Source organism: Streptomyces sp. NPDC021622 (assembly GCF_040640795.1).
Lineage (GTDB): Bacteria > Actinomycetota > Actinomycetes > Streptomycetales > Streptomycetaceae > Streptomyces.
This window is the reverse complement of record NZ_JBFACK010000013.1, coordinates 1-23,737: the sequence shown is the minus strand read 5'-3', so window position 1 is coordinate 23,737 and position 23,737 is coordinate 1. Positions and strand designations below refer to the sequence as shown.

Annotated in this window: 24 protein-coding genes and 1 pseudogene; 11 read left to right on the top strand and 14 right to left on the bottom strand. The window is 70.6% G+C overall.

All coding sequences use genetic code 11. The features are described from left to right. Window positions 1-43: 43 nt before the first annotated feature. The 3 genes from AB0G47_RS25085 to AB0G47_RS25075 form a co-directional block, all read right to left on the bottom strand. Window positions 44-994 carry a hypothetical protein gene (locus AB0G47_RS25085; RefSeq protein ID WP_360774520.1) on the bottom strand — a complete coding sequence of 317 codons (951 nt, stop codon included), beginning with the start codon at window positions 992-994 and terminating at the stop codon, window positions 44-46. A gap of 324 nt (window positions 995-1,318) precedes the next feature. Then, window positions 1,319-1,573: a DUF397 domain-containing protein gene (locus AB0G47_RS25080; RefSeq protein ID WP_360773959.1), complete on the bottom strand. Its 255-nt coding sequence runs from the start codon at window positions 1,571-1,573 to the stop codon at window positions 1,319-1,321. Further along, window positions 1,570-2,364 (bottom strand): helix-turn-helix transcriptional regulator, encoded by a 795-nt coding sequence (locus AB0G47_RS25075; RefSeq protein WP_360773956.1) that lies wholly within the window; start codon window positions 2,362-2,364, stop codon window positions 1,570-1,572. Before AB0G47_RS25075 ends, AB0G47_RS25080 begins: the two co-directional genes overlap by 4 nt. Window positions 2,365-2,448: 84 nt before the next feature. Here AB0G47_RS25075 and AB0G47_RS25070 point away from each other — a divergent pair, with 84 nt between their 5' ends. Further along, window positions 2,449-2,838, top strand: a complete 390-nt coding sequence (locus AB0G47_RS25070) for a hypothetical protein (RefSeq protein WP_360773951.1) — start codon at window positions 2,449-2,451, stop codon at window positions 2,836-2,838. 8 nt (window positions 2,839-2,846) lie between these two features. Here AB0G47_RS25070 and AB0G47_RS25065 read toward each other — a convergent pair whose 3' ends face one another. The 3 genes from AB0G47_RS25065 to AB0G47_RS25055 form a co-directional block, all read right to left on the bottom strand. Beyond that, window positions 2,847-3,545: a DUF5063 domain-containing protein gene (locus AB0G47_RS25065; RefSeq protein ID WP_360773948.1), complete on the bottom strand. Its 699-nt coding sequence runs from the start codon at window positions 3,543-3,545 to the stop codon at window positions 2,847-2,849. Next, window positions 3,538-4,137 (bottom strand): recombination mediator RecR, encoded by a 600-nt coding sequence (gene recR, locus AB0G47_RS25060; protein ID WP_360773945.1) that lies wholly within the window; start codon window positions 4,135-4,137, stop codon window positions 3,538-3,540. Before recR ends, AB0G47_RS25065 begins: the two co-directional genes overlap by 8 nt. An 86-nt stretch (window positions 4,138-4,223) precedes the next feature. Next, window positions 4,224-4,565, bottom strand: a complete 342-nt coding sequence (locus AB0G47_RS25055) for a YbaB/EbfC family nucleoid-associated protein (RefSeq protein ID WP_360773942.1) — start codon at window positions 4,563-4,565, stop codon at window positions 4,224-4,226. Between the two features lie 329 nt (window positions 4,566-4,894). On the opposite strand from AB0G47_RS25055, the gene AB0G47_RS25050 reads away from it, so the two are divergent. Continuing rightward, window positions 4,895-5,671 carry an SLATT domain-containing protein gene (locus AB0G47_RS25050; RefSeq protein WP_360773939.1) on the top strand — a complete coding sequence of 259 codons (777 nt, stop codon included), beginning with the start codon at window positions 4,895-4,897 and terminating at the stop codon, window positions 5,669-5,671. Between the two features lie 119 nt (window positions 5,672-5,790). On the opposite strand, the gene AB0G47_RS25045 is transcribed toward AB0G47_RS25050, so the two are convergent. The 5 genes from AB0G47_RS25045 to AB0G47_RS25025 form a co-directional block, all read right to left on the bottom strand. Further along, window positions 5,791-6,441 carry a hypothetical protein gene (locus AB0G47_RS25045; RefSeq protein ID WP_360773936.1) on the bottom strand — a complete coding sequence of 217 codons (651 nt, stop codon included), beginning with the start codon at window positions 6,439-6,441 and terminating at the stop codon, window positions 5,791-5,793. A gap of 116 nt (window positions 6,442-6,557) precedes the next feature. Then, on the bottom strand, window positions 6,558-9,002 hold the full coding sequence (locus AB0G47_RS25040) for a dolichyl-phosphate beta-glucosyltransferase (protein WP_360773934.1): 2,445 nt from the start codon (window positions 9,000-9,002) through the stop codon (window positions 6,558-6,560). Further along, window positions 8,999-9,700: a GntR family transcriptional regulator gene (locus tag AB0G47_RS25035; protein WP_360773931.1), complete on the bottom strand. Its 702-nt coding sequence runs from the start codon at window positions 9,698-9,700 to the stop codon at window positions 8,999-9,001. The genes AB0G47_RS25040 and AB0G47_RS25035 overlap by 4 nt, the downstream gene beginning before the upstream one ends. Window positions 9,701-9,949: 249 nt before the next feature. Then, window positions 9,950-11,311: an aspartate aminotransferase family protein gene (locus AB0G47_RS25030; protein WP_360773929.1), complete on the bottom strand. Its 1,362-nt coding sequence runs from the start codon at window positions 11,309-11,311 to the stop codon at window positions 9,950-9,952. Window positions 11,312-11,432: 121 nt separating this feature from the next. Continuing rightward, complete coding sequence (locus AB0G47_RS25025; RefSeq protein ID WP_360773926.1) at window positions 11,433-11,963, bottom strand: hypothetical protein; 531 nt, start codon at window positions 11,961-11,963, stop codon at window positions 11,433-11,435. Window positions 11,964-12,063: 100 nt separating this feature from the next. Here AB0G47_RS25025 and AB0G47_RS25020 point away from each other — a divergent pair. Together AB0G47_RS25020 and AB0G47_RS25015 are read left to right on the top strand one after the other, a co-directional pair. Beyond that, window positions 12,064-12,738 (top strand): annotated as a pseudogene (locus tag AB0G47_RS25020) (response regulator transcription factor); the annotation flags it as partial. Between the two features lie 287 nt (window positions 12,739-13,025). Then, window positions 13,026-14,357 (top strand): HAMP domain-containing sensor histidine kinase, encoded by a 1,332-nt coding sequence (locus AB0G47_RS25015; protein WP_360773923.1) that lies wholly within the window; start codon window positions 13,026-13,028, stop codon window positions 14,355-14,357. Here AB0G47_RS25015 and AB0G47_RS25010 read toward each other — a convergent pair. Then, complete coding sequence (locus AB0G47_RS25010) at window positions 14,305-15,102, bottom strand: VTC domain-containing protein (RefSeq protein ID WP_360773920.1); 798 nt, start codon at window positions 15,100-15,102, stop codon at window positions 14,305-14,307. The genes AB0G47_RS25015 and AB0G47_RS25010 overlap by 53 nt on opposite strands. Further along, a complete protein-coding gene (locus AB0G47_RS25005; RefSeq protein WP_360773916.1) occupies window positions 15,099-15,782 on the bottom strand; it encodes a DUF4956 domain-containing protein in 684 nt (227 codons plus the stop codon). The genes AB0G47_RS25010 and AB0G47_RS25005 overlap by 4 nt, the downstream gene beginning before the upstream one ends. Window positions 15,783-15,944: 162 nt before the next feature. On the opposite strand from AB0G47_RS25005, the gene AB0G47_RS25000 reads away from it, so the two are divergent. From AB0G47_RS25000 to AB0G47_RS24990, 3 genes are all read left to right on the top strand, one after another. Then, window positions 15,945-16,541, top strand: coding sequence for a DJ-1/PfpI family protein (locus AB0G47_RS25000; RefSeq protein ID WP_360773914.1), 597 nt, complete (start codon window positions 15,945-15,947; stop codon window positions 16,539-16,541). Next, window positions 16,538-17,023, top strand: a complete 486-nt coding sequence (locus AB0G47_RS24995) for a helix-turn-helix domain-containing protein (protein WP_360773911.1) — start codon at window positions 16,538-16,540, stop codon at window positions 17,021-17,023. The genes AB0G47_RS25000 and AB0G47_RS24995 overlap by 4 nt, the downstream gene beginning before the upstream one ends. A gap of 78 nt (window positions 17,024-17,101) precedes the next feature. After that, window positions 17,102-18,949 (top strand): protein kinase, encoded by a 1,848-nt coding sequence (locus tag AB0G47_RS24990; RefSeq protein ID WP_360774517.1) that lies wholly within the window; start codon window positions 17,102-17,104, stop codon window positions 18,947-18,949. A 111-nt stretch (window positions 18,950-19,060) separates the two neighbouring features. On the opposite strand, the gene AB0G47_RS24985 is transcribed toward AB0G47_RS24990, so the two are convergent. Next, a complete protein-coding gene (locus AB0G47_RS24985; protein ID WP_135335599.1) occupies window positions 19,061-20,344 on the bottom strand; it encodes an adenylosuccinate synthase in 1,284 nt (427 codons plus the stop codon). Between the two features lie 164 nt (window positions 20,345-20,508). Between AB0G47_RS24985 and AB0G47_RS24980 the strand changes: the two genes are divergently transcribed. The 4 genes from AB0G47_RS24980 to AB0G47_RS24965 all read left to right on the top strand — a co-directional run. Next, a complete protein-coding gene (locus tag AB0G47_RS24980) occupies window positions 20,509-21,378 on the top strand; it encodes a diacylglycerol kinase family protein (protein WP_360773908.1) in 870 nt (289 codons plus the stop codon). A 475-nt stretch (window positions 21,379-21,853) separates the two neighbouring features. Continuing rightward, a complete protein-coding gene (locus tag AB0G47_RS24975; protein ID WP_360773905.1) occupies window positions 21,854-22,372 on the top strand; it encodes a hypothetical protein in 519 nt (172 codons plus the stop codon). A gap of 84 nt (window positions 22,373-22,456) precedes the next feature. After that, window positions 22,457-23,299 carry a DUF4097 family beta strand repeat-containing protein gene (locus AB0G47_RS24970; RefSeq protein WP_360773903.1) on the top strand — a complete coding sequence of 281 codons (843 nt, stop codon included), beginning with the start codon at window positions 22,457-22,459 and terminating at the stop codon, window positions 23,297-23,299. An 88-nt stretch (window positions 23,300-23,387) separates the two neighbouring features. Continuing rightward, the coding region (locus AB0G47_RS24965) for an ATP-binding cassette domain-containing protein (protein ID WP_360774515.1) at window positions 23,388-23,737 on the top strand (350 nt) is incomplete at its 3' end.

Sequence of the window (23,737 nt, the reverse complement as noted above, 5' to 3'; positions counted from 1 at the left end):
CCTCCTTGACTCCATGGTGCCCGGACCGGCACGTCCTGCACGCTCATACGCCACCTCGCCCCGTAGGCAGACCGGCGGCGCGCCTCAGCTCCGCCACCCGCTCGGTCACATCCATCACCGGGGCCGCAGCGCGTGGGCGGGGCAGGAACGTGTCGGGTACGTATCCGATCTGAATGCCCAGGCGGGCTTCCTCGGCTTCGAACGCATCGCACTCCGCTCGGCAGTCGGCGCAGATCCCGTGGACCAGCTCCGCCGTGGTCTCGGGCTCCTCGCAGAATCCGCAGACCATGACGGCGCGGGTGACGCGGGCGCGGGCGCGGGTCTTGGGGTTCGGCTTGGGGGGCATCTTGCTCTCCAATCGGGTGCGGGCGAGGCCGCCGGGGTTGGTGACGGTGGGTGGCAGCCCTGTGGTGAGGGCGAGGGTGATGTCCTGCGGGGTGGCACCGCGGGCCAGCCATTCCGCTGCGCTGGGCTCGAGCCGTTTGCAGTCCGCCTCGGAGAGGGCCATGCGGGGGTCTGCGGTGCGGAGTTGGGCGAGGGTGCGGTAGGCGGGGGTGGCGCTCTCTGAGGCCGGTGCGGCCTCCGGCTCCGGGGTCGGTTCGTCGGTGCGGGCGAGGCCCGGGTGGTAGTCGTGGGTCACGTCCCGCCCGTGCCGGGCCCGGACGAACTCGGCCCACCACTCCTCTGACCTGGAGATTCGTGACCAGTACGTCCTGGTGACCCAGCGCATCGAGTTGTCCTCGACGGTGAGGTGTTCCTTGACCCAGCGGAGGTGGCCGGCCTCGGTCAGCCGCCGCAGCGAGGTGCGGATGGCTTGCTGGCCGTACAGGGGATGGGCTTTGGCGAGGCCCTTGTAGCCCATCGCGGCGCCGTCGGGGAGGTGGTCGATGAACGTCGCGAGTTCGGCATCGCGGGGGACCAGATGTGCGAAATCGGCTTCGCTGTACGGTTCTTCGTCATCCGCGAGGCGTTTGCCGTAGCCCGATTTGGCCATGGGGTGGGACGGGGACGGCAGGGCGGGATTAAGGTCTGCGTAGGCCACGGTCGGCTGCTTTCGCGTTGGGTGTAAGCATCGAAGGCATTCGATACGTCGAGCTAGGCCCCGGAGCCGGTGTTGGCGCACCGACCGGGGCCGTTCTATTGCCGCGAAAGTAGAGCCGTTTTACGCTGCGACGCAAGCTGGCTACGGAACGTCACTCTTGAGGGTGACGGAGGGCTCAACTCCGTTATGGGGTTGGCTAGTTGGTTGATTTAGAACCCAACCAAACCAACCAAAACCAAGGGAGGAGCTCGGGGCTCGCGGCTCGAAGCCCGGGGCTCAAGCTCCGGGCTGAACTGCGGAGATGAAGGCTTCCCAGGCGGGGGCGGGGATCGTGAGCTGAGGGCTGCCGGCGTCTGCGGCGAGCTTTGAGTCGCGGATGTGGATGGTGGTGGGGCAAGCGGCTATCTCCACGCAGGCGCCACCTTCTGGGTCGCTGTACGTCGACTTCCGCCAGTCCAAGGCCACTTCGACACACTCGCCGCCCTCGGAGTCGCTGTAGCTCGACTTGAACCAGGTCAGCTGTTCGCTCACAGTTCCTCCGCCATCCGCTTGATGAAGAGGGCCGACTCCTCAGTGCCGAGGGCCTCCATGCGGATCATGCTAAGTCGCTCGGTGTGCGAACTCACCACCTCTGGTTCAGAGGTCAGTTCGCTTGCCGATGGGCCTTCGGTGAAGGCTAGGCGCTCGCGGTCACGTGTCTCCAGCAACACCATCGGCCCCAGCAGAGCCGCAGGGATCGCCCGACTGAATGGGAGGACCTGAATCGAGATGTTGTTGCGGCGCCCCATCCCGAGCAGGCGCAACAACTGCTCCTTGTCCACCTGTGGACACCGAAGCGCCGCCTCGTACAGGACGAAACTGAGTGCCACGGGCAAGGTGCGGTCGAGGAGTTCCTGGCGCTCCATCCGCGCCGCGACTCGTTCCGCCACCGTCTCCTGGTCAAGAGGTGGGCAGTGGTTGCCAATCAGGGACCGCGCATACGCCTCGGTCTGCAGCAGGCCAGGGACCAGCGCGACCCCGTACCACCACAGGCTGATCGCATCCCGCTCGTACAGCATGTAGTCCTGCACCCGAGCCGGAAACTTCTCTGCCTTTACGTAGTCCTTGGCGGCGCTGAGCAGCCCCTCCGCATGACACAACTCATCCGCCGCATCGAGCACCCGAGCTGTAGGCATCCGTACGCCCTGCTCCATGGCCTTGATGGTGTCCGGCGAGTAATTGGACGCGATGCCCAACTCCTCGCGGCTGACGCTCGCCTTGGTGCGCCAGCGCTTCAGCTGGTTGCCGCCATAGCGCCAAGTCGGGTTGTACTGAACGGACACAGCAGCTACCTCCGACGGATACACCTCCGCGTGTACCCCCTCAGTCACTACCGAGAGTAGCCCCGCACCCCGCACCGTGTGACCATGACGAACGCAATTCACTGGCCGGAGTGGGTGCCTTTGGCGGGGCACCAACTCCGCGTGTCCGGCGTCCATTTCGACGCACTGCGCATCCAGGGCGTACGGGGAGAACAGGTCGCCGCGCGGCTGATCGCGGAGACGGAGGGTGACGCCGGCCCCGTCATCTGCGAGGCGACGGGGTTCCGGTGGATGTACTTCCTGGTGGCTCCGGGGTCGGCGAAGGAGCACCGGTGGCCGCTGGGCGTGCAGCGCTTCGGGACGCCGCGCACGGTGACGTACATCGGGATCCCGGCGTTGGAGGGCAACACGTGGCCGCTGTGCTGGTACAGCGAGCCGACGGCTACGGCGCCGTATGTGGAGTCGGGTCAGCTACTGGTGGCGCTGAGCAGTTGACCGTTGGCCTACTTGACGGTCCGCAGGCCCAGCGGCCCCGCAAGCTCCTCCGCCATGACCTTGCCCGCCGCCTCCGCCAACGCGTCCTCTGCCAGGTCCTCGTCCGTGTCCAGGCCGTTCAGGTCCTCGAGCGGCTGGTTCAGCCTCACATGGGCCACCAGGGACTGGAGGGCCCGGAGGGCGGCCGAGGCCGTTGAGCCCCAGTTGGAGAAGTACGAGAACTGCCACCACCAGAGGGCCTCGGTCGTGCGGCCCGCGCGGTAGTGCGCCAGGCCGTGCGAGAGGTCCGCGACCACGTCCGCCAGGTCGTCCGAGATGCGGGCCGCGACCGGGGCCTTGCGGGGCTCGTAGGGGTCGAAGACCTCCGAGTAGACGTCCACCGGCTCCAGGAGGAGCGCCAGGCGTTCGCGGAGGTCGTCCACGTCGCGCTCCGGGCCGAGGTCCGGCTCGTAACGCTCCTCGGGGACGATGTCCTCGTGCGCGCCCAGGCGGCCGCCGGCCAGGAGGAGTTGGGAGACCTCCAGGAGGAGGAAGGGGACCGCCGAGTCCGGCTCGTCGCCCTTTGCCACCTCCGTCACCGCCACGATGAAGCTCTCGATCTGGTCCGAGATCTGCACCGCGAAGGAGTCCGGGTCCTGGGACGTGGAGTGGATCAGCTTCGCTCCGGCGTCGGACTGCTGCGTCTGCGACTTCTGCTGCTTAGACATCTAGGAGTCGTCTCCCCTCGAAAGCGCGGCCCAGAGTGACCTCGTCCGCGTATTCCAGATCTCCCCCGACAGGGAGCCCGCTGGCCAGGCGGGTGACCTTCAGGCCCATGGGCTTGATCATGCGTGCGAGGTACGTCGCCGTGGCCTCGCCCTCCAGGTTCGGGTCCGTGGCCAGGATGAGTTCCGTGACCGTGCCGTCGGCCAGACGCGCGAGGAGTTCTCGTGTGCGCAGGTCGTCCGGGCCCACGCCCTCGATCGGACTGATCGCGCCGCCCAGGACGTGGTACTTCCCTCGGAACTCGCGGGTGCGTTCGATCGCGACTACGTCCTTGGGCTCTTCCACCACGCAGATGACCGACAGGTCTCGGCGGGGGTCGCGGCAGATGTTGCAGAGTTCTTCCTGCGCGACGTTTCCGCAGGTCGCGCAGAAGCGGACCTTGTCCTTCACCTCTAGGAGGGCGTGCGCGAGACGGCGTACGTCCGTCGGCTCCGCCTGCAGGATGTGGAAGGCGATCCGCTGCGCGCTCTTGGGACCGACGCCGGGCAGCCTGCCCAACTCGTCGATGAGGTCCTGGACCACGCCTTCGTACACGGGACGCCTTTCCTTCTGTCCATCTATCCAGCTGTCTATTTCTAGGGTCTGGCTCTGATACGTACCGTAGTTGGCCGGGGGGTTTCTTAGAAGGGAAGGCCCGGGATGCCGCCGCCTCCCAGGCCCTGCGCGAGCGGGCCCAGCTTCTCCTGCTGGAGCGCCTGCGCGTTCTCGTTCGCCGCCTGGACCGCCGCGACGATCAGGTCGGCGAGGGTCTCCGTGTCCTCCGGGTCGACCGCCTTGGGGTCGATGGCGAGGCCGCGCAGTTCGCCCGAGCCGTTGACCGTCGCCTTGACGAGACCGCCGCCCGCCTGGCCCTCGACCTCCGTGCGAGCAAGCTCCTCCTGCGCCGCGGCGAGGTCCTGCTGCATCTTCTGGGCCTGCTGGAGCAGCTGCTGCATGTTGGGCTGGCCACCACCGGGGATCACGATCAGCTCCGTTTCATGGGGTCGTGTAGGGGTCGTACGGGGGTCGTATGTGCGTCACATACGGGTTCACCAGGCGGGTTTTTCCACCTGGAATGAGCCTACGTGGTCGGGGGTGCGATCGCCCCAGCACTCTTTCGAGTGAGATCAGCGGTCCTCCTATACCTGATCAAGCACCTCTTCCGGGCGGAAATACCGTGAAAACGGGCTCACGGCCACCCATTGGGCGGTAGTACTGGGGCTGCGCATCAGCACCAGGCGTCACAGGCCGCGCACCGTACGGAACCGCCGCAGGGAATAGTCAGGGATCTCGTAGAGGTAGAGGGAGTGCCGTGAGCCAGCCGGATATGCAGCCCGAGGGGGTGCCCCATGACGGGCACGGGCAGGGTGCCGGGGCAGGGGCGCAGGAGAGCGCCCGGGGCGGCACCGAGGGCTCCCGGGTCGGGGATCTGACGGGGCGGAGCTTCCCGCTCGGGGACTGGGGCGAGCCGGCCGAGCGGCTCGACGAGCTGTACCGGTGGGTGGAGCGGGGGGCGCTGAACACGGCGGCCTGGTATCTGTCCGACCGCGCGTGGAAGCGGCGCGGGGCGCGGTTCTCGCGCGTGGGCGCGGCGCTGGGGGCCGTGGGGGCGGGGGTGTTTCCGCTGCTCGATCTGGCAGGGGTGGTGGGGGAAGTCGCCGCGTGGGGGTACGTCTCGCTGCTGGTGGGGGTCGCGTGTGTGGGGTGCGACCGGTTCTTCGGTCTTACGTCCGGGTGGATGCGGGACGTGGCCACGGCTCAGGCGGTGCAGCGGCGGCTGCAGGTGCTGCAGTTCGACTGGGCTTCGGAGAGTGTGCGGGAGGTCCTCGGGCCCACGGAGGGGACGGCGAGCGAGGCGGCCGAGCGGTGCCTGGGGGTCCTTCGGCGGTTCTCGGAGGACGTGACGGAGATGGTGCGGGCCGAGACGGCGGACTGGATGGTGGAGTTTCGGTCCGGGCCCGCGCCGCTTGCCATGCAGGCGCTGGTCCCGGCCTCCCGGGGGGAGGTGGGGCCTCCCCCCGCGCGGGCCGCGTTGCCGCCGGGGGCGCGGCCGAACATGCCTCGGCAGCGGCCGCCGGAGCCGCGGTGAGGACGTGGGCTCCGGCTGGCTGGTGCGGTGAGGGACCTGCGGGTCGGTGGGGGCTTGTCGCGCCCACGCGGCGGAGCCGCAGATGTCACAGCCCCGCGCCCCTAAGGGGCGCGAGCCCCTCAGCTGTAGATGATCATTGATCCCTGGGCCAGGCTGCGGGTGGTTGCCGCATGCAACCCCAGCCACACATGCCGCTCCCTCGCGAAGGGACTGTCGTCGTGCGGGCCAGGTGCCGCCGGCTCCTCCAGGGACGTGGGGGCCTGTGGCGGTGCCGGTGGACCCGGTGGGTTCGCGGGGTCTATGCCGATCGACGGGGCCACGAACTCCAGTTCCCGCAGCAGCGCCTGCGCCGAGCCCAACGGGCCGCCGCCCGAGAGCAGTTCGTCGTTCGAGAGGGGCGCAGGGAAGTCCACGGGGACGTACGCACCCGCGTGGTCGTAGTGCCAGACCAGATGCGACTGCTGGGCCGTCGCGTCGAACATCTCCAGCAACTGCTCGTAGTCCCCGCCCAGTTCGTCCACCGGCGTCACCTCCAGGCCGCACACCTGGAGCAGGTACGCCCGCCGCAGGAAATGCAGCGCGTCGTAGTCGAAGCCCGCGACCGGGGCGACATCCCCCGACAGGCCCGGCATGTACGAGAAGACGGGGACGGGCGGAAGGCCCGCATCGGTCAGCGCCTTGTCGTACGCCGCGATCTCCTCCGCGAAGGGGTTGTCGGGGCTGTGACACAGCACGTCGACGAGCGGGACCAGCCACAGATCACAGGCCAAGGGTGCTCCTCAAATCGATCGGCTCATACGGTTGGCTCATATCGGGTGCTATGTCGGACGTCGGACCTTCCCGGACCTTCCCCGCGCTCAGGCAGCGTAGTCGCGGCGCGAGCCCCCTAGCTGCCCTTGTGCAGATCCCAGATCCACACGCCGTCTACCCACTTTCCGGGGCGGTCAAGGAGTTCCTCGACGGTCACGCGAAGTTCCGCGTCGTGCTCCTGCGGGGCGAGGACCAGCACGCCCGCCTTCCAGTACGCCAGGTCGGCGCGGGCGGCGGCGCGCCACTCCTTGGTGATCTGCGGGGTCTGGCCCGCCGAGCGGACGTCCCGCAGGAGGTTCGACGTGTTGCGGGGCGACGCCCCGTAGATGCCCACGCGGTCCGGGCCCCACGGCCCGTTGAAGTAGCCGCCGGGGAGGCTGAAGCCCAGGTCGGCGGTCGTCTGCCAGTGCAGTGCCTCCGCGTTCGCGGGGTCCGGGAGCGGCACCGGCACGAGGGATTCGCCCTCCCCCACGTACCGCTTCCAGGTCCCGTCGGCGATGAACGCCGGCACCTCGGCACGCTCCACCGCCCGCAGCGGCATCGGCACGATCGGCAGCAGGGCCAGCGCTACGGCGGCGACACCGGCGTAACAAAAAGCCGTGCGCGGGGCCGTGAGCAGGCGGGCCAGGGCGAGCGCCACCAGCATGCCGAGCGCCGGCGCGCACACCATCGCCACCCGCGATTCGATGACCGACTCGAAGAGGGGTGCGTGCGCGAGAGGCCGCCACGGGCCCGGCAGCACCACGTCCGTCCACGGGATGCGGAACTTCGGGCCGAGCGAGAGGAACGCCGCCGCGAGCGCCGTGAACGCAAGCGCCTTCACCACCGCCCGCTCCCAGAGACGTACGACGATTGCGAAGGCCAGCGCCACCAGGGGCCAGCCGTAGAACGCGTTCTGCTCGGTGGGGTTCAGGGAGAGGGCGCTCGCGGTCTCCTCGTCGCCCGCGAGCGAGCGTTCGGCGAAGGAGAGGAGGGCCAGGGGGCTGTTGCCCGCGTTGTCGCCGTGCAGCACGCTCGTATAGCTCTGCGGGCCGAAGAACTGCCAGTACAGGGGGAACGCGACGAGGGGGAGCGTGACGGCCAGCGCAATCCCAAGACCCCGGGCGAGGGGCCCGAAGGCCGCCCTCGCCACGTCCCTGCGCACCACCCCGTACGCCGCCGCGAACAGCAGCATGCCCAGCGCGGCGAGAAGGAGCGGCTCCTCGCCGAGGAAGATCTGGTACGTCGTGAAGAGGCCGAGGACGATCCCGTCGCGTACGACACGTGTGCCGTCGCCCTCGCAGAGCCGCAGCGCCCTGTCGATGATCAGCGGGATCATGAACAGGACCATGAAGTTCGGGTGCGCGTGCGCGTGGCTGATCATCGGCGGCGCGAAGGCGGCGAGCGCCGCGCCGACGGCCGCCGCGCCCCGGTGGCGTACGAGACGTCTGACGATCAGCCAGTACCAGGTGACCGCGGTCGCGGCGAGGCCCAGCGTCATCGCCGCGTTCAGGGCGACCGCCGGGCCGAAGAGCCAGGTCACGGGGGTGAAGGGGACGGAGAGGCCGAGCATGACCGTGTTGGCCATGAGGTTCACGCCGTCGGGGACGTTCTGGAGGGTCGTGAAGAGGGGGTTCTGGAGGTGGCGGACGTTGTCCGCCGTCACCGCGAAGAACCACTCCCACTGGTTCTGGTCCTGGAGCGAGTCGGGGAGATAGCGGTCGCCCGGCGCGATCCAGCGGCCCGAGTAGAGGGTGACCGACAGGGCCAGGAAGAGGGCCGCGACGAGGACGTCCGTGCGGCGCAGGGTGCGGGCCTTCAGCGAGGTCAGTTCGGCGAGGACCTTCACGTAGTCGAACGGGCGGACCTTCGAACCCTCCTGGTGCGCCCAGCGCACCGGCACCTCGGCGATCGGCAGGCCGGCGCGGCGCAGGTGCTGGAGTATCTCGACGTCGATGCCCCAGCCGCACAGCCGGGACGCGGCGAAGGCCTCGCGGGCGTGGTCGCCGTCGAAGAGCTTGAATCCGCACTGGGTGTCGCGGATTCCGGGGACGGCGACCGTACGTATGAGGAAGTTGCCGCTGCGTCCGAGCAGCTCGCGCAGGCGGTGCTGGCGGGCCTCGATCGTCGCGCCCGCTCCGACGCGGGAGCCGACCGCGGCCGCGTGGCCGTCGGTGAGCGCCTTGTCGAGGCGCTCGAGCTCCTCGATGGGCGTCGCCAGATCGGCGTCGGTGACCAGGACGCGGGCGCCGCGCGACGCGAGGACGCCGAGGCGCAGGGCGTGGCCCTTGCCGCGGTTGCGGTCGGAGCGGATGAGGTGGACGCGGGGGTCGTCGAGCTCCGCGTCGACGGCGATCTCGGCGGTGCGGTCGGTGGACCCGTCGTCGACGACGATCAGCTCCCAGCGGCCGCCTCTGCCCTCAGGACCGGCCTCGTCCAGGTACGACGTCTCGTCCAGGTACGCGCGGATCGCGGCGAGCGTGGGTCCAAGCCGGCGTTCCTCGTTGTAGGCGGGGACGACGACGGTCAGGTCCACGCTCATGCAGTGGCCGCCAGCCGCTCGATGAGGTCGAGGGAGTGGGCGTTGTACTCCGCGACGATTCTGTGCGCGGCCTGCGGGTCGCGGCGCGCAAGGGCGTCGACGAGGTCGGTGTGCCGGGCCCACAGGACGCCCCGCAGGTCGCCGTCGCCGCGTTCGACGGCGCGGCGCAGGTAGGTGACGGCGCAGACCCAGGACTGGACGCGCAGGCGGTGCAGGAAGTCCGAGAGGTAGGGGTTGCCGAAGAGGGCGCTGAGCTCGCGCCAGAAGCGCAGGTCGTAGCCGATGAGTACGTTCAGGTCGCCGGCGCAGGCGGCGCGGGCGGCCTCCTCGCCACGACGGCGTACGGAGACGAGGCCCGCGGCGGCATCGGTGTGGGCCGCCGCGTTGGTCATGAGGTCGCGGAAGATGCCGTCGGAGACCAGGCTGCGGGCCTCCAGCATGCCGCGGTAGTCCGCGAGGGAGTGCTCGTGGACGCGGTAGCCGCGGTGCTGGTCGGCGTCGAGGAGGCCCTGCGCGGCGAGGTTCACCAGGGCCTCGCGGACGGGGGTCGCGGAGACGCCGTACTGGTCAGCGATCTCCTTGACCGTGAACTCCTGGCCGGGCTCCAGACGGCCGCCGAGGATCTCGTCGCGCAGCGCGTCGGCGATCTGCTGGCGCAGAGTGCTGCGGATGACGGCGGGGCCGTCGGGTGCGGGCATGCTGGTGGGCCTCCCCCGCCGCGTTCTGGTCGTGAACGGGTGGTCGTCCGTGGTCGTCTTCGCTTACGAGCACGTCAGACTACGCGGTCGGGGTTCCCGGGCCCGGGCGCCATGTTCTGCGGAACCCTGCAGTGGGGCGTTGTGCCCACCCTTCCCCAAGCTCTCGGCTTCGCTCGAGCAGGGGAGACCCCACTCGCCCTGCGGAACGCCTGCCCACAACGCGGGCGGCCGGATCGGGTGAGCCTGGAGTTACGCCGTGTGTTCGTCCGCCGCCGTCAGCGCCGCGTCCAAGGCCGCCAGGCCCTCCTTCGCCTCCGTCTCCGTGATGTTGCACGGCGGGACGACGTGGGTGCGGTTCATGTTGATGAAGGGCCACAGGCCCTGCTTCTTCGCGGCCGCGCCGAACGCCGCCATGGGTGCGTTCGCCTCGCCACTGGCGTTGTACGGGACCAGCGGCTCGCGGGTCGTCTTGTCCTTGACCAGTTCCAGGGCCCAGAACATGCCGAGGCCACGCACCTCGCCGACGCTCGGGTGCCGCTCGGCGAGGTCCGCGAGGGCCGGAGCGATGATCTCCGTACCGACGCGGGCCGCGTTCTCGACGACGCCCTCGTCCTCCATGACGTTGATCGTCGCGACGGCGGCGGCGCAGGCGAGCGGGTGCCCCGAGTACGTGAGGCCGCCCGGGTAGGGCCTGCGCGCGAAGGTCTCGGCGATGGCGGCGGAGATGGCGACGCCGCCCAGCGGGACGTAGCCGGAGTTCACGCCCTTGGCGAAGGTGAGGAGATCGGGCACGATGCCGCCGTCGAAGTGCTCGGCGGCGAACCACTTGCCCGTACGCCCGAAGCCCGCCATGACCTCGTCCAGGATGAAGACGATGCCGTACCGGTCGCAGATCTCGCGTACGCCCTTGAGGTAGCCCGGCGGCGGGATCATGATGCCCGCGGTGCCCGGGACGGTCTCGAGGATGATCGCCGCGATGGACTGCGGGCCCTCGAAGGCGATGGTGTCCTCCAGGTGCTGGAGGGCCCGCTCGCACTCCTGCCGCTCGTTCTCCGCGTGGAACGGGCTGCGGTACAGGAACGGCGCCCAGAAGTGGACGACGCCCGCCGTGCCGTTGTCGGAGGGCCAGCGGCGGGGGTCGCCGGTGAGGTTGATCGCGGCGGAGGTGGCGCCGTGGTACGAGCGGTAGGCGGAGAGCACCTTGTGGCGGCCGGTGTGGAGACGCGCCATGCGGGTCGCGTTCTCCACGGCTTCGGCGCCGCCGTTGGTGAAGAAGATCTTGTCGAGGTCGCCCGGGGTCCGCTCGGCGATGAGGCGTGCGGCCTCGGAGCGGGCTTCGACGGCGAACGCGGGGGCGAACGTCGTCATCGTCGCCGCCTGCTCCTGGATCGCGGCGACGACCTTCGGGTGCTGGTACCCGATGTTCGTGAAGACGAGGCCGCTGGTGAAGTCGAGGTAGCGGTTTCCGTCGTAGTCCCAGAAGTACGAGCCTTCCGCGCCGGCTACGGCGAGGGGGTCGATCAGCTCCTGTGCGGACCAGGAGTGGAACACGTGCGCGCGGTCCGCGGCCTTGACGGCGGCGCCGACCTGGGGATTCGGCTGAGGGGTCATGTGGGCGAGGGTAAATGTCCACGATGCGGATAGGACATGGGCGTCCTGTTTCGCGGGGGCGGGGGTTCTTGGACAGTGTGTCGGGGTGACGAGCGCCCGGGGGGGGTCTGGAGCACACCCCTCAGTCGTCCGCGTCCCCCACCACCCTCGCCCGCGGCTCCCCACCTGCGCCGCACCGGATCTCGTACGCGAGATCGTCCCGCTCGTCGTCATCGCTCGGCTCCGCCTCCAGGCGGGCCACCGCGCCAGGACCCCGATCGACGTCGTCATCGATGTGGAAGCCGTCCGCGGGGCTCCAGGAGACGAGGTACACCGTCCCGTCCCCGCGGCACTCGACCGTGGCCGTGCCGCCGGTGAAGCGGAGGCTTGAGCGGTCAGTGGCCGGTTTCGACGGCTTCGGCGACTGTGACGACTGGGACGGCTGTGACGGCTGTGACGGCTGTGACGGCTTCGGATCAGGCGAAGTCGGGGGCGGGGACGGCGGCACCGGTGAATCCGCCAGCGCCCTGCGCACCGCCCCCTCGTCCAGCGGGCGACTGTGCGCCGCCCCGCCCCCGTCCGAACTCGCCAACTGCCAGGCGCCCAGCGCCCCCGCGGCCGTCCCCACCGCCACCCACGCGGCCGTCACCGCCGCGCTCCGCCACTTCCTCATGCCGACGTCCTCATACCGACTTCCTCATACGGCAACTCTGGCGCACAGTTTCCTAACGCCCGGTTAAGGGCCGCCCAAAGCCCCTGACTACGGTGGTTGTATGGCCCATCTTCTCGTCGTGGAGGACGATCCACAGCTGCGCGGCGCCCTCGTGCGCGCCCTGCGCGACAAGGGGCACGCCGTCGCGACGGCGCCCACCGGCATGGCGGGGCTCGACGCGGCGGTCACCAGCAGGCCCGATCTCGTCGTGCTCGACCTGGGGCTCCCTGACGTCGACGGCGCCCAAGTCCTGCGTATGCTCCGCGCGGTCAGCGACGTACCCGTCATCGTGGCGACGGCCCGCGACGAGGAGCCGGAGATGGTCTCCGTCCTGGAGGCCGGGGCCGACGACTACATCGTGAAGCCCTTCGGCGCCGCCCAGTTGGACGCCCGCGTCAAGGCCGTGCTGCGGCGGCTCGGCGCGGACGAGGTCGAGGAGCCACTGCACATCGGCGGTCTGGCCATCGACCCCGCCGCCCGCGAGGTCTCCCTGGACGGCACCCCGGTCGACCTCACCCCGCGCGAGTTCGACCTCCTCGCCTACCTGGCCCACCGCCCCGGCCAGGTGGTCTCCCGCCGCGAACTCCTCGCCGAGGTCTGGCAACAGCCCCTGGGCGGCGCCGACAAGACGGTGGACGTCCACCTCTCCTGGCTCCGCAGAAAGCTGGGCGAGACGGCCCAAGCGCCCCGCTACCTCCACACGATCCGAACGGTGGGCGTGAAGCTGACGCCCCCGGACGACCCGCAGTCGCATGACGCACGTGAGGGGACGTGCCGGTATGTCCGCCCGGAGCACGGTACGCAGGACTCGCGAGCCCACGAAAGCAACGCTCGGACCGAGATGGCGAGGACGGACATACCGGCGCGGCCCCGCCCACAAGAGAGCCAGGCGCCCCACGACGGCGGCGCACCGGACGAGGGCGGTGCACCGGAAGAGGGCGGCGCACCGGAAGAGGGCGGCGCACCGGAAGGGGGCGCCAAGCCAGAGAAGCCCGGCCGGGCCCAAGGTCCAGAGGCCGGCTGATGCGCGGCCGCCTCCTGCTCCTCACCGCCGCCACGACCGCCCTCGTCCTGACCGCCCTCCTCGTCCCGCTGACCCTCCTCACCCGCACCCACGCCGCCGACCGGGCCACCGCCGAGGCCACCGCCCGCGCCCAGTGGGTGGCCCATGCCCTGGGACCTGCCCTGGCCACCGCGGCCGAGCGCGAGACCGCCGAGCAGACGGTGGAGAGCGTCAACACCCCTGGCCTGCCCGCCACTTCACTCATCCTGGGCGACGGGTCCCGCATCGGCCCGCCCGTGGCGAAGGGCACGCCTCCCGTCACCGACGCCATCCGTCTCGCCCGCACCGGTCGCGCCTTCACCTACGAGCCCTCCACCGGGGGCCGCCAGGTCCTGGTCCCCGTCCAGGGCGCCGAAGGCGGCACCGCGGTCGTTCAAGTCACGCTCACCGAGCGCCAGTTGTACGCGGGGATGATGACGTCCTGGCTCGTGCTCGCCGGGATCGGGGTCGGGCTCGTACTCATCGGACTGCTGCTCGCCGACCGGCTCGGCGCCCGTCTTGTCGGCGCCACCCGCCGCCTCGCCCGCACCGCCGATCGCCTCGCCGCAGGCGACCTCACCGCCCGCGCCACCCCCGAGGGCCCGCCCGAACTACGCCTGGTGGCAGGCGAGTTGAACCGCCTGGCGGCCCGCATCGACGAACTCCTCGCCGCCGAGCGCGAGAACGCCGCCGACCTCGCCCACCGCCTGCGCACCCCCGTCGCCGCCCTCCGCCTGGACGCCGAGACCCTGCGGGACACGGAGGAGGCACAGCGCATCGCCGCGGATGTCGCCGCCCTCGAACGCAGCGTCGACGACGTCATCCGCAAGGCCCGCCGCCCCCTCCGGGACACCCCGCACGCCGACCTCGCCTCCGTGGCCCGCGAACGCGCCGCCTTCTGGCTGCCGTTGGCCGAGGATCAGGGCCGTACGACCGAGACGCAAACCCCTGAAGAGCGGATCCCCGTGCCCGTCCCCGAGGACGAGCTGGCCGCCGCCCTCGACGCCCTCATCGGCAACGTCCTGGACCACACCCCCCAGGGCACCGCCTTCCGCATCACCGTCCGCATCACCCCGCAGGGCACCGCCGAACTCACGGTCGCCGACGAAGGCCCCGGCCTCCCCGCGGCATACGCGGCCGAACGCGGCACCAGCGGCGGCGGCTCCACCGGGCTCGGCCTGGACATCGCCCGCCGGACGGCCGAGGACGCGGGCGGCACGTTCGCCACTGCCGACGCCGCACCCGGCACCCGCGTGACTCTCACCTTCCCGCCCGCGGGAACGCGGTCCGCACCGCCCGCGCCCACCGGTTGATCCCCAACTCGGGCCGCAGGGCCGCGAATCCACCGCAGTACTTGGTGAAGTCCGCGGCCCGCACCCCATACCGGTGAAGGACCCGGTCCGCCTCCGTCAGGTGCCCCTGCGTCTTGGTCTCCACGAGCACGAGACCGCGGTCCGCCTCCACCGTCCGCCCCGTGGCCATGTCGCGCACCACGAGCCCCGCGTCGCACGTCACCCGCTGCCCGTCGGCGACGAACGTCGCCCGCTGGTACTCGGTGACCAGCGCCTTCGTCAGACCGCCCGGCGCCTCGATCCCGTACGAACCTCTCAGCACTCCCGCCAGATAGCCCTGCCGTGCGGCGTCCAGGACATGGTCGTCGCCCTCCAGACGCTGCCGGTGCTTGACCGTCTCGCCGCGCCCGCTCTTCAGCTTGATCTCGAACTGCCGCTCCCCGCTGTCCTGGTAGAGCCGCTCCCTGATGCGGTAGCGCAGCCGCCGCCCCTGCCGGTGCTCGTGGAAGGTAAGGAGTTCAGGGGTGTCGTAGTACGTCGAGTGGTAGCCGAACCAGCGCTTGCCGCCGATGCTCAGGGCCCGGAAGGGGCCCGTGGGGCGGCGGGGATCCGTGAGCAGCGCGGCCAGGTCGTCGAATATCTCGACCGGCACGAGGTAGCTGTTGTCGTAGCGGGCGAGCAGTTCCGCCCGCGCGTTCACCTCGTCAAGCGCGATGGGGTGCGCGGCGAGCGCGGCCCTTCCGATGGCGCGTACGGCGGGGTTCACACGGTCTCCTTCTGGGGTACGGGGGCAGGCGTGCGGGACCGGGTCGTGCGTCGTCGTTGTGCTGTACGTACCCCTGCGAACTCCCCGGGCCGCCCGGAAGGTTCCGGCTGCCGGAACCGGACTTCCACAACCATCAGGTCGCGTACGTAATCGACCTCCTGGACCGTCCAGCCGAGCGGCTCCCCCAGGCGCCGGGCGAGCTCGGCGCGCAGCGCGGTCTCCTCCCGGTACACGGCGTCCAGCGTGACGACCGTCCGCCGGTCACCGGCGTACAGGCGCGGGTGGTCGGCGACGTACATGACCAGGAGCAGGACGGCGGCGAGGCCGCTCGCCATCGGCAGCGAGAGCGCGGGAAGGCCGCAGAGCAGGCCGAGGACGAGGGTGATGAAGTAGTACGCGACCTCCTGGTGCTGCACCGCGTCCGAGCGGAGCCGCACGATCGAGAGCACCCCGAAGAGCCCGAAGCCGAGCGCGAGTCCGCCGTCGCCGCCGGCGCTCGCGAGCGCGGCGACGACCGCGAACAGCGCGACATTCAGGGCGAGATAGGCGGGTACCAGCTCGCGCCTGCGGTGCCTCGGATAGAAGACGCCGAAGGTCAGCAGGGTCACGGCCACGAGGTCGAGGCCGAGGTGGGCCGCGATCTGGCCGGTCTGTTCGAGGGTGGTCTGTGTGCTGTCCATGACCGGGACGCTAGGGATTTGCGGGTTAACGCCGCCCCTGCCGGAAGTTAACCCGCGCGACCCGCCACACAGAACCCTCTTGACAGCATGCTGTCGTTTTGACAGCATGCTTACGTAAGCACAGCACAGAGAACGGCAGCCGAATCAGCGGAGGTATTGCTCATGTCCCGCAAGCCCGTACATCTGGCCGTCTACGACACGCTCGCCGACTGGGAGACCGGCCACGCCACGGCGTGGCTCGCCCGCGACGGATACGAGATCCGCACGGTCGCCGCCGACTCGACCGACCTCGTCACCACCATCGGCGGCATGCGCGTCAAGCCCGATCTGACGCTCGCCGAGCTGCGCCCCGAGGACAGCTCGCTGCTGATCCTGCCGGGCGCCGACCTGTGGGACACCGGCGACGACCTCGCCCCCTTCGCCCGCACGGCCCGCGCCTTCCTCGACGCGGGCGTGCCGGTCGCCGCGATCTGCGGGGCCACCGCGGGGCTCGCCCGCGAGGGGCTGCTCGACGACCGCGCGCACACCAGCGCGGTGTCGTTCTATCTCGCGGCCACCGGATACAAGGGCGGCGAGCGGTACGTCGATGCGGACGCCGTCATCGACGGGGGCCTGATCACGGCAGGGCCGACCGAGCCGGTGGCCTTCGCACGCGAGATCCTCGGGCTGCTCGGCGCCTTCGAGGGCGAGAAGCTGGATGCCTGGTACCGCCTGTTCCACGACTCGGACCCGGCCGCCTTTGAGGTGCTGAATTCGTGAACACCGACCACGGTCAAGTGCGGGAGCAGCAGGACCTGTTCTCCCGTACCGCCCTCGGCGTCTTCCGGCTCAACGGCCAGCTCCTCTCCGTGGCAGAGGAGCTGGCCAGGCCGGGCGGGCTCACCGCCGCCTGGTGGCAGGTGCTCGGCGCGGTGCTGCGCGAGCCCCTGCCGGTCGCCGGGATCGCCCGCGCGATGGGCATCACCCGGCAGAGCGTGCAGCGCATCGCCGACCTCCTGGTGAGCAAGGGCCTTGCCGAGTACGTGCCGAACCCGGCCCACCGCCGCGCGAAGCTCCTGCGCCCCACGGACGAGGGCCGCGCGGCCGTCGCGAAGATCGGCCCCGGTCATGCGGAAGCGGCGGCGCGCCTTGCGGCCGCGCTCGGCGAGGCGGAATTCGCCGAGACGGTACGGGTGTTGGAGCGTCTCTCCCGAGCCGTGGCACAACTGGAAGGCGATGCGGAACCCGTTACGGAGCCGTAGCAGACAGTCAGCCCCACCCCGTCCCACGACCGCACTAAACTCGATGCGTTGCACACCAACGGGGGAGGTCGCGCGGCGATGGAGAAGCTCGGGCCCGGGGATCCACAGCGAATAGGCGCCTATCGGCTGCTCGCTCGGCTCGGCGCGGGCGGGATGGGGCACGTCTATCTGGCGCGCTCCGACCGCGGGCGCACGGTCGCGGTCAAGCTGGTACGCGAAGAACTCGCCGAGCAGGAGGAGTTCAGGAACCGCTTCCGGCAGGAAGTGCAGGCGGCCCGGCGGGTCGGCGGCGCGTGGACGGCGCCGGTGCTCGACGCGGACACCGAGGCGGCGATTCCCTGGCTGGCGACGGGATACGTCGCGGGTCCATCCCTGCAGAGCGTCATCTCGCAGGACCACGGGCCGCTGCCCGAGCGCTCGGTCAAAATCCTGGCTGCCGGTCTCGCCAATGCCCTCAAGGACATTCACGCGGCGGGCCTCATCCACCGCGACCTCAAGCCGTCGAACGTCCTTGTCACGATCGACGGGCCCCGGGTCATCGACTTCGGCATCGCCCGCGCCCTGGAGACGGTGACGGACGGCGGCCTCACCCGCACCGGCGCCCTCGTCGGCTCCCCCGGTTTCATGGCACCCGAGCAGGTGCGGGGCGACCGGGTCACTCCGGCGTGCGACGTGTTCTGCCTGGGCTCGGTCCTCGCGTACGCGGCGTCGGGGGCGCTGCCCTTCGGCACGGCGAACAGCGGCGTGCACGCGCTGATGTTCCGTATCGCGCAGGAGGAGCCCGACCTGTCGGCGCTCCCGGAGGAGCAGGCCGAGCTGGTCGCCGACTGCCTCCGCAAGACCCCGGCGGACCGTCCGACGCTGGAGCAGATCCTGGAGCGTACGGGCGCGGAGGACACCCTCGGCGACGGCGGCCGCACGCGCGACCCCTGGCTGCCCGGGGCGCTGGTGGCTCAACTGGGCCGCCACGCCGTGCAGTTGCTGGACACGGAGAACCCGGACGATGGCTCCCCCGTCTCCCTGGCCCCGCCGAAGGAACTGACGAAGGGAGCGGCCGCCGCAGAGGCGCCGGCCGCACCGGCCGCCACGCCCGACAATCCGCCGGCCGACGACACCCCACCCCCACCGGGAAAGCCGGGCGAGGCCCCGCTGGACCACCTCCCCACCATGATCTCGGGCACCCCGCCCCCCACACCCCCACCGGGTCCGTCGTACGGCTACCCCCAGCAACACCCTCAGCCCCAACTCCCGCCCGCTCCCTACGGCTACCCACAGCAGGCCGGATACGGCCCCACGCCTCCGTACGGCCCGGTCGTGACCCCCATGGCCGAGCCCCCGCGCCGCAGCGGCCGCTCGACCGCGGCGCTGATCGCGGTGGCGCTGATAGTGGCGATCGGCGCGGGCGGCGGCGTGTACGCGGTCATGAAGGGCGAGGGCGAGGCAAAGGCGGGCGGCGACAGCTCCAAGTCCCCGACGTCCAGCGCCCCTTCGGAGCAGGGCACACCCTCGGAGGAGGAGTCCTCGGAGCCCGAATCGCCCCCCACCTCCGCCGCGGACGAGAAGAACGAGGACGGCGAGGTCCCGGAGAAGTTCCTCGGCACCTGGAGCGGCGCCATCGAGAACGACCTGGGCCACAACTCCCGTGAACTCGTCTTCCAGCAGGGCGAGATCGGCGACACGGTCCTGTCGATCACGGCGGACGGCCCGACCGACACGGGCGGCACGTACCACTGTGTGTTCCAGGGCAAGTTGGAGTCGGCGAGCGGCAACACCCTGCGCATCGGCCCGACGGAGGTCGTCGTCGGCCAGCCCGCGTCCTCCTGCAAGGCGGGGACGGCGAGCACGGTGACCCTGCTGTCGGACGGCAGGCTGCACCGGGAGAACACGGGGACGGACAAGGGTCTGACGTACGAGAAGGACGGCTGAAAGCACCGGGCATGAACGCGAAACCGCCCCGGCCCGCCGAAGCGGACCGGGGCGGCGTACGCAGTGCCCGTACGGAAAGCCCGTACGGAAAGCCCGTACGGAAAGCCCGTACTAGATGAACGAGTTGATCTCGATCGTCTCCGTACGGCCCGGGCCCACGCCGATCGCGGAGATCGGGGCGCCGGACATCTCCTCCAGGGCCTTCACGTAACCCTGCGCGTTCTTCGGCAGGTCGGCGAAGGTCTGGGCCTTGGTGATGTCCTCGGACCAGCCGGGGAGGTACTCGTAGACCGGCTTCGCGTGGTGGAAGTCGGTCTGGTTGTACGGGAGTTCCTCGACGCGCTTGCCGTCGATCTCGTACGCGACACAGACCGGGATCTGCTCCCAGCCGGTGAGGACGTCGAGCTTCGTGAGGAAGAAGTCCGTCAGGCCGTTCACGCGGGTCGCGTAGCGGGCGATCGGGGCGTCGAACCAGCCGCAGCGGCGGTCACGGCCGGTCGTCACACCGCGCTCGCCGCCGATGCGGCGCAGGTCCTCGCCGTCCTGGTCGAACAGCTCGGTCGGGAACGGGCCCGCGCCGACACGCGTGGTGTACGCCTTGAGGATGCCGATGACCCGGCTGATCTTCGTCGGGCCCACGCCCGTACCCGTGCAGGCGCCGCCCGCGGTCGGGTTCGAGGAGGTGACGAAGGGGTACGTGCCGTGGTCCACGTCCAGGAGCGTGCCCTGGCCGCCCTCGAAGAGGACGACCTTGTCGTCGTCGAGCGCGTTGTTGAGGATCAGGGTCGTGTCGGCGACGTACTGCTTGATGTTCTCGCCGTGCACGAGGAGCTGCTCGACGATCTGCTCCGCCTCGATCGCGCGGCGGTTGTACAGCTTCGTGAGGAGCTGGTTCTTGATCTCGAGCGCCGCCTCGACCTTCTGCTGCAGGATCGACTCGTCGTAGAGGTCCTGTACGCGGATGCCGGTGCGGTTGATCTTGTCGGCGTAGGTCGGGCCGATGCCGCGCCCCGTCGTGCCGATCTTCCGCTTGCCGAGGAAGCGTTCCGTCACCTTGTCGACGGTGACGTTGTACGGCGTGATGATGTGCGCGTTGCCGCTGATCAGCAGCTTCGACGTGTCGACGCCGCGCTCGTTCAGACCGCTCAGCTCGGAGAGCAGGACCGACGGGTCGACGACGACTCCATTGCCGATGACAGGCACGCAGTCCGGGGAGAGAATCCCGGAAGGGAGGAGATGCAGCGCGTACTTCTGGTCGCCTACGACGACCGTGTGGCCGGCGTTGTTGCCGCCCTGGTAGCGCACTACATAGTCCACGGAGCCACCGAGCAGGTCAGTGGCCTTTCCCTTGCCTTCGTCACCCCACTGAGCACCGAGCAGCACAAGTGCGGGCACAGGCGTACACCCCTTCCGGGCGGGGCATGTCCAAGGTCAGGGGCCGTAGCCGCCATATGGGTGTGCCTTGGATGCTGCCCCGGAATAGACGAAGCCCCTGGCGCAATAGCGCAAGGGGCTCTTGCACAAAGATGCTACCCGAGGACTCAGAAAAGGGGCGCACGTTGTCGGCTCGCGACCAGCTGCTAGTCGTCATCGACCCGGTCGCCCGGCGCACGGACGGTGAGTCGGTACGGATCGCGAAGGATGTGCTCGGCGCGGCCGCCGCCGTCCGGGTCTGCCTCCCCGATGGCCCGGAGGATTTCGCGAAAGCGCTGGCCAGGAGGGGTGCGAGGCGTCTGGTGGTGGTGGGTGACGACCGGGCTCTGGTGCGGGCCGTGGCGGTCCTGCACCAGGAGCGGGAGCTGGCTTCGTGCGCGCTTTCGGTCGTTCCTGTGGGCGCCACACAAGTGCTCACACGGGCGCTCGGAGTGCCCTCCGGGGCGGTCGCGGCGGCGCGGGCCGTGCTTGAAGGGGTGGAGCGGCGGCTGGATCTGCTGGTGGACGACCGGGACGGGGTGGTGCTCGGGGAGCTGCGGATTCCACCCATTTCCGGCGTGGGCGCCGCGGCCGGGGCTTCCGGTGGGGCTTCTGGCGGGGTGGCGGATGCCGACGGGCACCATCCGTGGCTCCGCAGCTGCCAGTCCTTCGTACGCACCCTCGCGTCCCGTCCCTCGCGGCCCTCGCGGGTGGCTTCGGTGCCGGGGCCCGCGCCGGCGCGGCTGCGGGTCGAGGCGGACGGCGTCCTTGTGGTGGACCTGGACCAGCCGGTCGAGGGCGTCTTCCTGACCCCGGGGGACGGGGGCTACGCGGAGGTCGAGGTCCGCCGTTCGTCGGTGGGCGCGGAGGCGGCGGCGCTGCGGGTGCAGGCCCGGACGATCACCGTGTCCGGGGCGGATTTCCGCTACCGCGCGGACGCGGTGGTGGCGGGGCCGGTACGCACCCGGACGTGGACCGTGCGGCCGCGGGCGTGGGGGCTTACGTTGCCGAAGTGAGTGGGGTTGGGCGGGTGCGGTTGCCCAATCCCGGGACAGCCCGCGAGGCGGGGGGGGGGAGCACGAGGAGCGTGCCGGTCGTGGCCCGGGAACGTCACGTCCGTGCGCGGGTCGGTGCGCAGGCCTCCCTTCTCGGGCAGCACATGGCGTCCGTGGCGTCGGGTGGCCCGGCGCTCGTGGCCCGACGCTCGTGGCCCGACGCTCATGGCTCGACGCCCGTGGCCCGACGCTCGTGGCTCGACGCCGTCCGGTGCCATCCGGTGCCATCCGGTGCCACTTGGCACCATGCGGCGCCACCCAGTGCCATCCGGTGCCATTTCGTGCCCCTAGAAGCACATGCGCAGGCGCGAAGGCACCGCCACCCAGGTGACCTTCCTTGCGTTTTCGCAGGTCAGGTCGGCTGTTCTCCATCTCAACCCGCACACGGCACCACCAAAGCTTGCGCATGGCGCCACTGTGGTGCCATGATGGCGTTATGGACCTCACCCCGTACGTCGACACCCTCCGCCGCGAACTCGCGGTGGCCGCCGAAGCCGGCGGCGACGAAGCCCGCGAGCTGGCCGAGCGGCTCACCGCTCCCCTGGAGTCGGCGACCCGCCTGACCATGCTCAACGTGCTCTCCGCCGCGATGGACGAGATCACCCGTGAACTCGCCCCCGGCTCGGTCGACGTACGGCTGCGCGGGACCGACCCGGACTTCGTGGTGACACCGCCGCCCACCTACGGCGGCGCCCCCGAGGAGCCCGCCGCGCCCGTCGAACCGTTCACGCCCCCGACCCCGGTCGACAGCGAGGACAGTGGCACCGCCCGCGTCAATCTGCGGCTGCCGGCCCACCTCAAGGCGCGCGCCGAGGAGGCCGCGGGCCGCGAGGGCCTGTCGGTCAACGCGTGGCTGGTGCGGGCGGTGTCGGCCGCGGTCGACGGCGGCACCCGGCCGCGTACGCCGGAGAAGGCCCAGACGGTCGGACAGAGCTTCACGGGCTGGGTGCGTTAGCCGCGCGCCCCTGCCCGCACCACTTCACTCACACCACGTCCCACCAGCGGGGACGCCCTGAAGACCCAAGAGGACGGGACAGCCATGCCTTCTTTCGACACTCCCGAACCGATCTCGGTCACGGCGTTCGTGTACGCCGGGTCCATCCAGTTCACCGCGGTCGACCGCCTCGACACCGTCGTCGAAGTGCGGCCCCGCGACCCGAAGAAGGACCTGGACGTCCGGGCGGCCGACCAGACCGAGGTCGCGTACGCCGGCGGCACCCTGACCGTCAGGACGCCCAAGGCCAATCTGCTCGGCCGCTCCGGCACCGTCGACGTGACGGTGGAGCTGCCCACGGGCTCGGACATCGACGTGTCCGGCGCCGCGGCCAGGCTGCTCGGCGAGGGCCGGCTCGGCGAGGTCCACGTGAAGTCCGCGGCCGGCGACGTCCGCCTCGACACCACTGGCCCACTGCAGATGAAGGCGGCGCACGGCACGGTCACCGTCGACCGGGTCGAGGGCCTGGCCGACATCACCAGCAGCACCGGCAACGTGCGTGTCGGCACCGTCGAAGGACCCGCCGTCCTGAAGAACTCGCACGGCACCACGACCGTCGGCACCGTGACCGGCGAACTGCGGGTGAACGGCGCCAACGGCTCCATCGACATCGCGCGCGCCGAGTCGTCGGTCACCGGCACCTCCACCAACGGCGTCCTTCGCGTCGCCGAAGTCGCCCGCGGCACCGTCCAGTTGGAGACCTCCAACGGCTCCATCGAGATCGGTATCCGCGAGGGCACGGCCGCCTGGCTCGACGTCAACTCCAACCGCGGGCAGGTGCGCAACACGCTCACCTCCTCCGAGGCCCCCGGCCAGACCGAGGACACCGTCAAGGTCCACGCCCGTACCAACTGGGGCAACATCGACATCCGTCGCGCCAAGGCCTGACACCTCACGCACGCCCGCCTCCAGCGACTTCACCTTCACCCTTCAGCCTTCAGCCTTCGAATAGGAGGGCCCCATGCCTTCTTCTGTCATGCCCACATCACGTCAAGGGGACGGCCAGCTGCCCCCGGCCGCCGTCTCCACCGTCGGTCTGCGCAAGTCGTACGGCGACAAGACCGTGCTCGACGGCATCGATCTCCACATCCCGGCCGGGTCCGTCTTCGCGCTGCTCGGACCCAACGGCGCGGGCAAGACCACCGCCGTGAAGATCCTCTCCACGCTCATCTCCGCCGACGGCGGACAGGCCCAGGTCGCGGGCCACGACGTCGCCACATCGCCGGACGGGGTGCGGGCCGCGATCGGCGTCACCGGGCAGTTCTCCGCCGTCGACGGGCTGATCACCGGCGAGGAGAACATGCTCCTCATGGCGGATCTGCACCA

What these genes read in the sequence shown, in the direction of transcription:
- AB0G47_RS25005 (WP_360773916.1), bottom strand. Translation starts at nt 15,782, where the DNA reads ATGGACAGCACACAGACCACCCTCGAACAGACCGGCCAGATCGCGGCC.
- AB0G47_RS25035 (WP_360773931.1), bottom strand. Translation starts at nt 9,700, where the DNA reads ATGCCCGCACCCGACGGCCCCGCCGTCATCCGCAGCACTCTGCGCCAG.
- AB0G47_RS25015 (WP_360773923.1), top strand. Translation starts at nt 13,026, where the DNA reads ATGCGCGGCCGCCTCCTGCTCCTCACCGCCGCCACGACCGCCCTCGTC.
- AB0G47_RS25030 (WP_360773929.1), bottom strand. Translation starts at nt 11,311, where the DNA reads ATGACCCCTCAGCCGAATCCCCAGGTCGGCGCCGCCGTCAAGGCCGCG.
- AB0G47_RS25040 (WP_360773934.1), bottom strand. Translation starts at nt 9,002, where the DNA reads ATGAGCGTGGACCTGACCGTCGTCGTCCCCGCCTACAACGAGGAACGC.
- AB0G47_RS24990 (WP_360774517.1), top strand. Translation starts at nt 17,102, where the DNA reads ATGGAGAAGCTCGGGCCCGGGGATCCACAGCGAATAGGCGCCTATCGG.
- AB0G47_RS24975 (WP_360773905.1), top strand. Translation starts at nt 21,854, where the DNA reads ATGGACCTCACCCCGTACGTCGACACCCTCCGCCGCGAACTCGCGGTG.
- AB0G47_RS25070 (WP_360773951.1), top strand. Translation starts at nt 2,449, where the DNA reads ATGACGAACGCAATTCACTGGCCGGAGTGGGTGCCTTTGGCGGGGCAC.
- AB0G47_RS25065 (WP_360773948.1), bottom strand. Translation starts at nt 3,545, where the DNA reads ATGTCTAAGCAGCAGAAGTCGCAGACGCAGCAGTCCGACGCCGGAGCG.
- AB0G47_RS25085 (WP_360774520.1), bottom strand. Translation starts at nt 994, where the DNA reads ATGGCCAAATCGGGCTACGGCAAACGCCTCGCGGATGACGAAGAACCG.
- AB0G47_RS25000 (WP_360773914.1), top strand. Translation starts at nt 15,945, where the DNA reads ATGTCCCGCAAGCCCGTACATCTGGCCGTCTACGACACGCTCGCCGAC.
- AB0G47_RS24970 (WP_360773903.1), top strand. Translation starts at nt 22,457, where the DNA reads ATGCCTTCTTTCGACACTCCCGAACCGATCTCGGTCACGGCGTTCGTG.
- AB0G47_RS25025 (WP_360773926.1), bottom strand. Translation starts at nt 11,963, where the DNA reads ATGAGGAAGTGGCGGAGCGCGGCGGTGACGGCCGCGTGGGTGGCGGTG.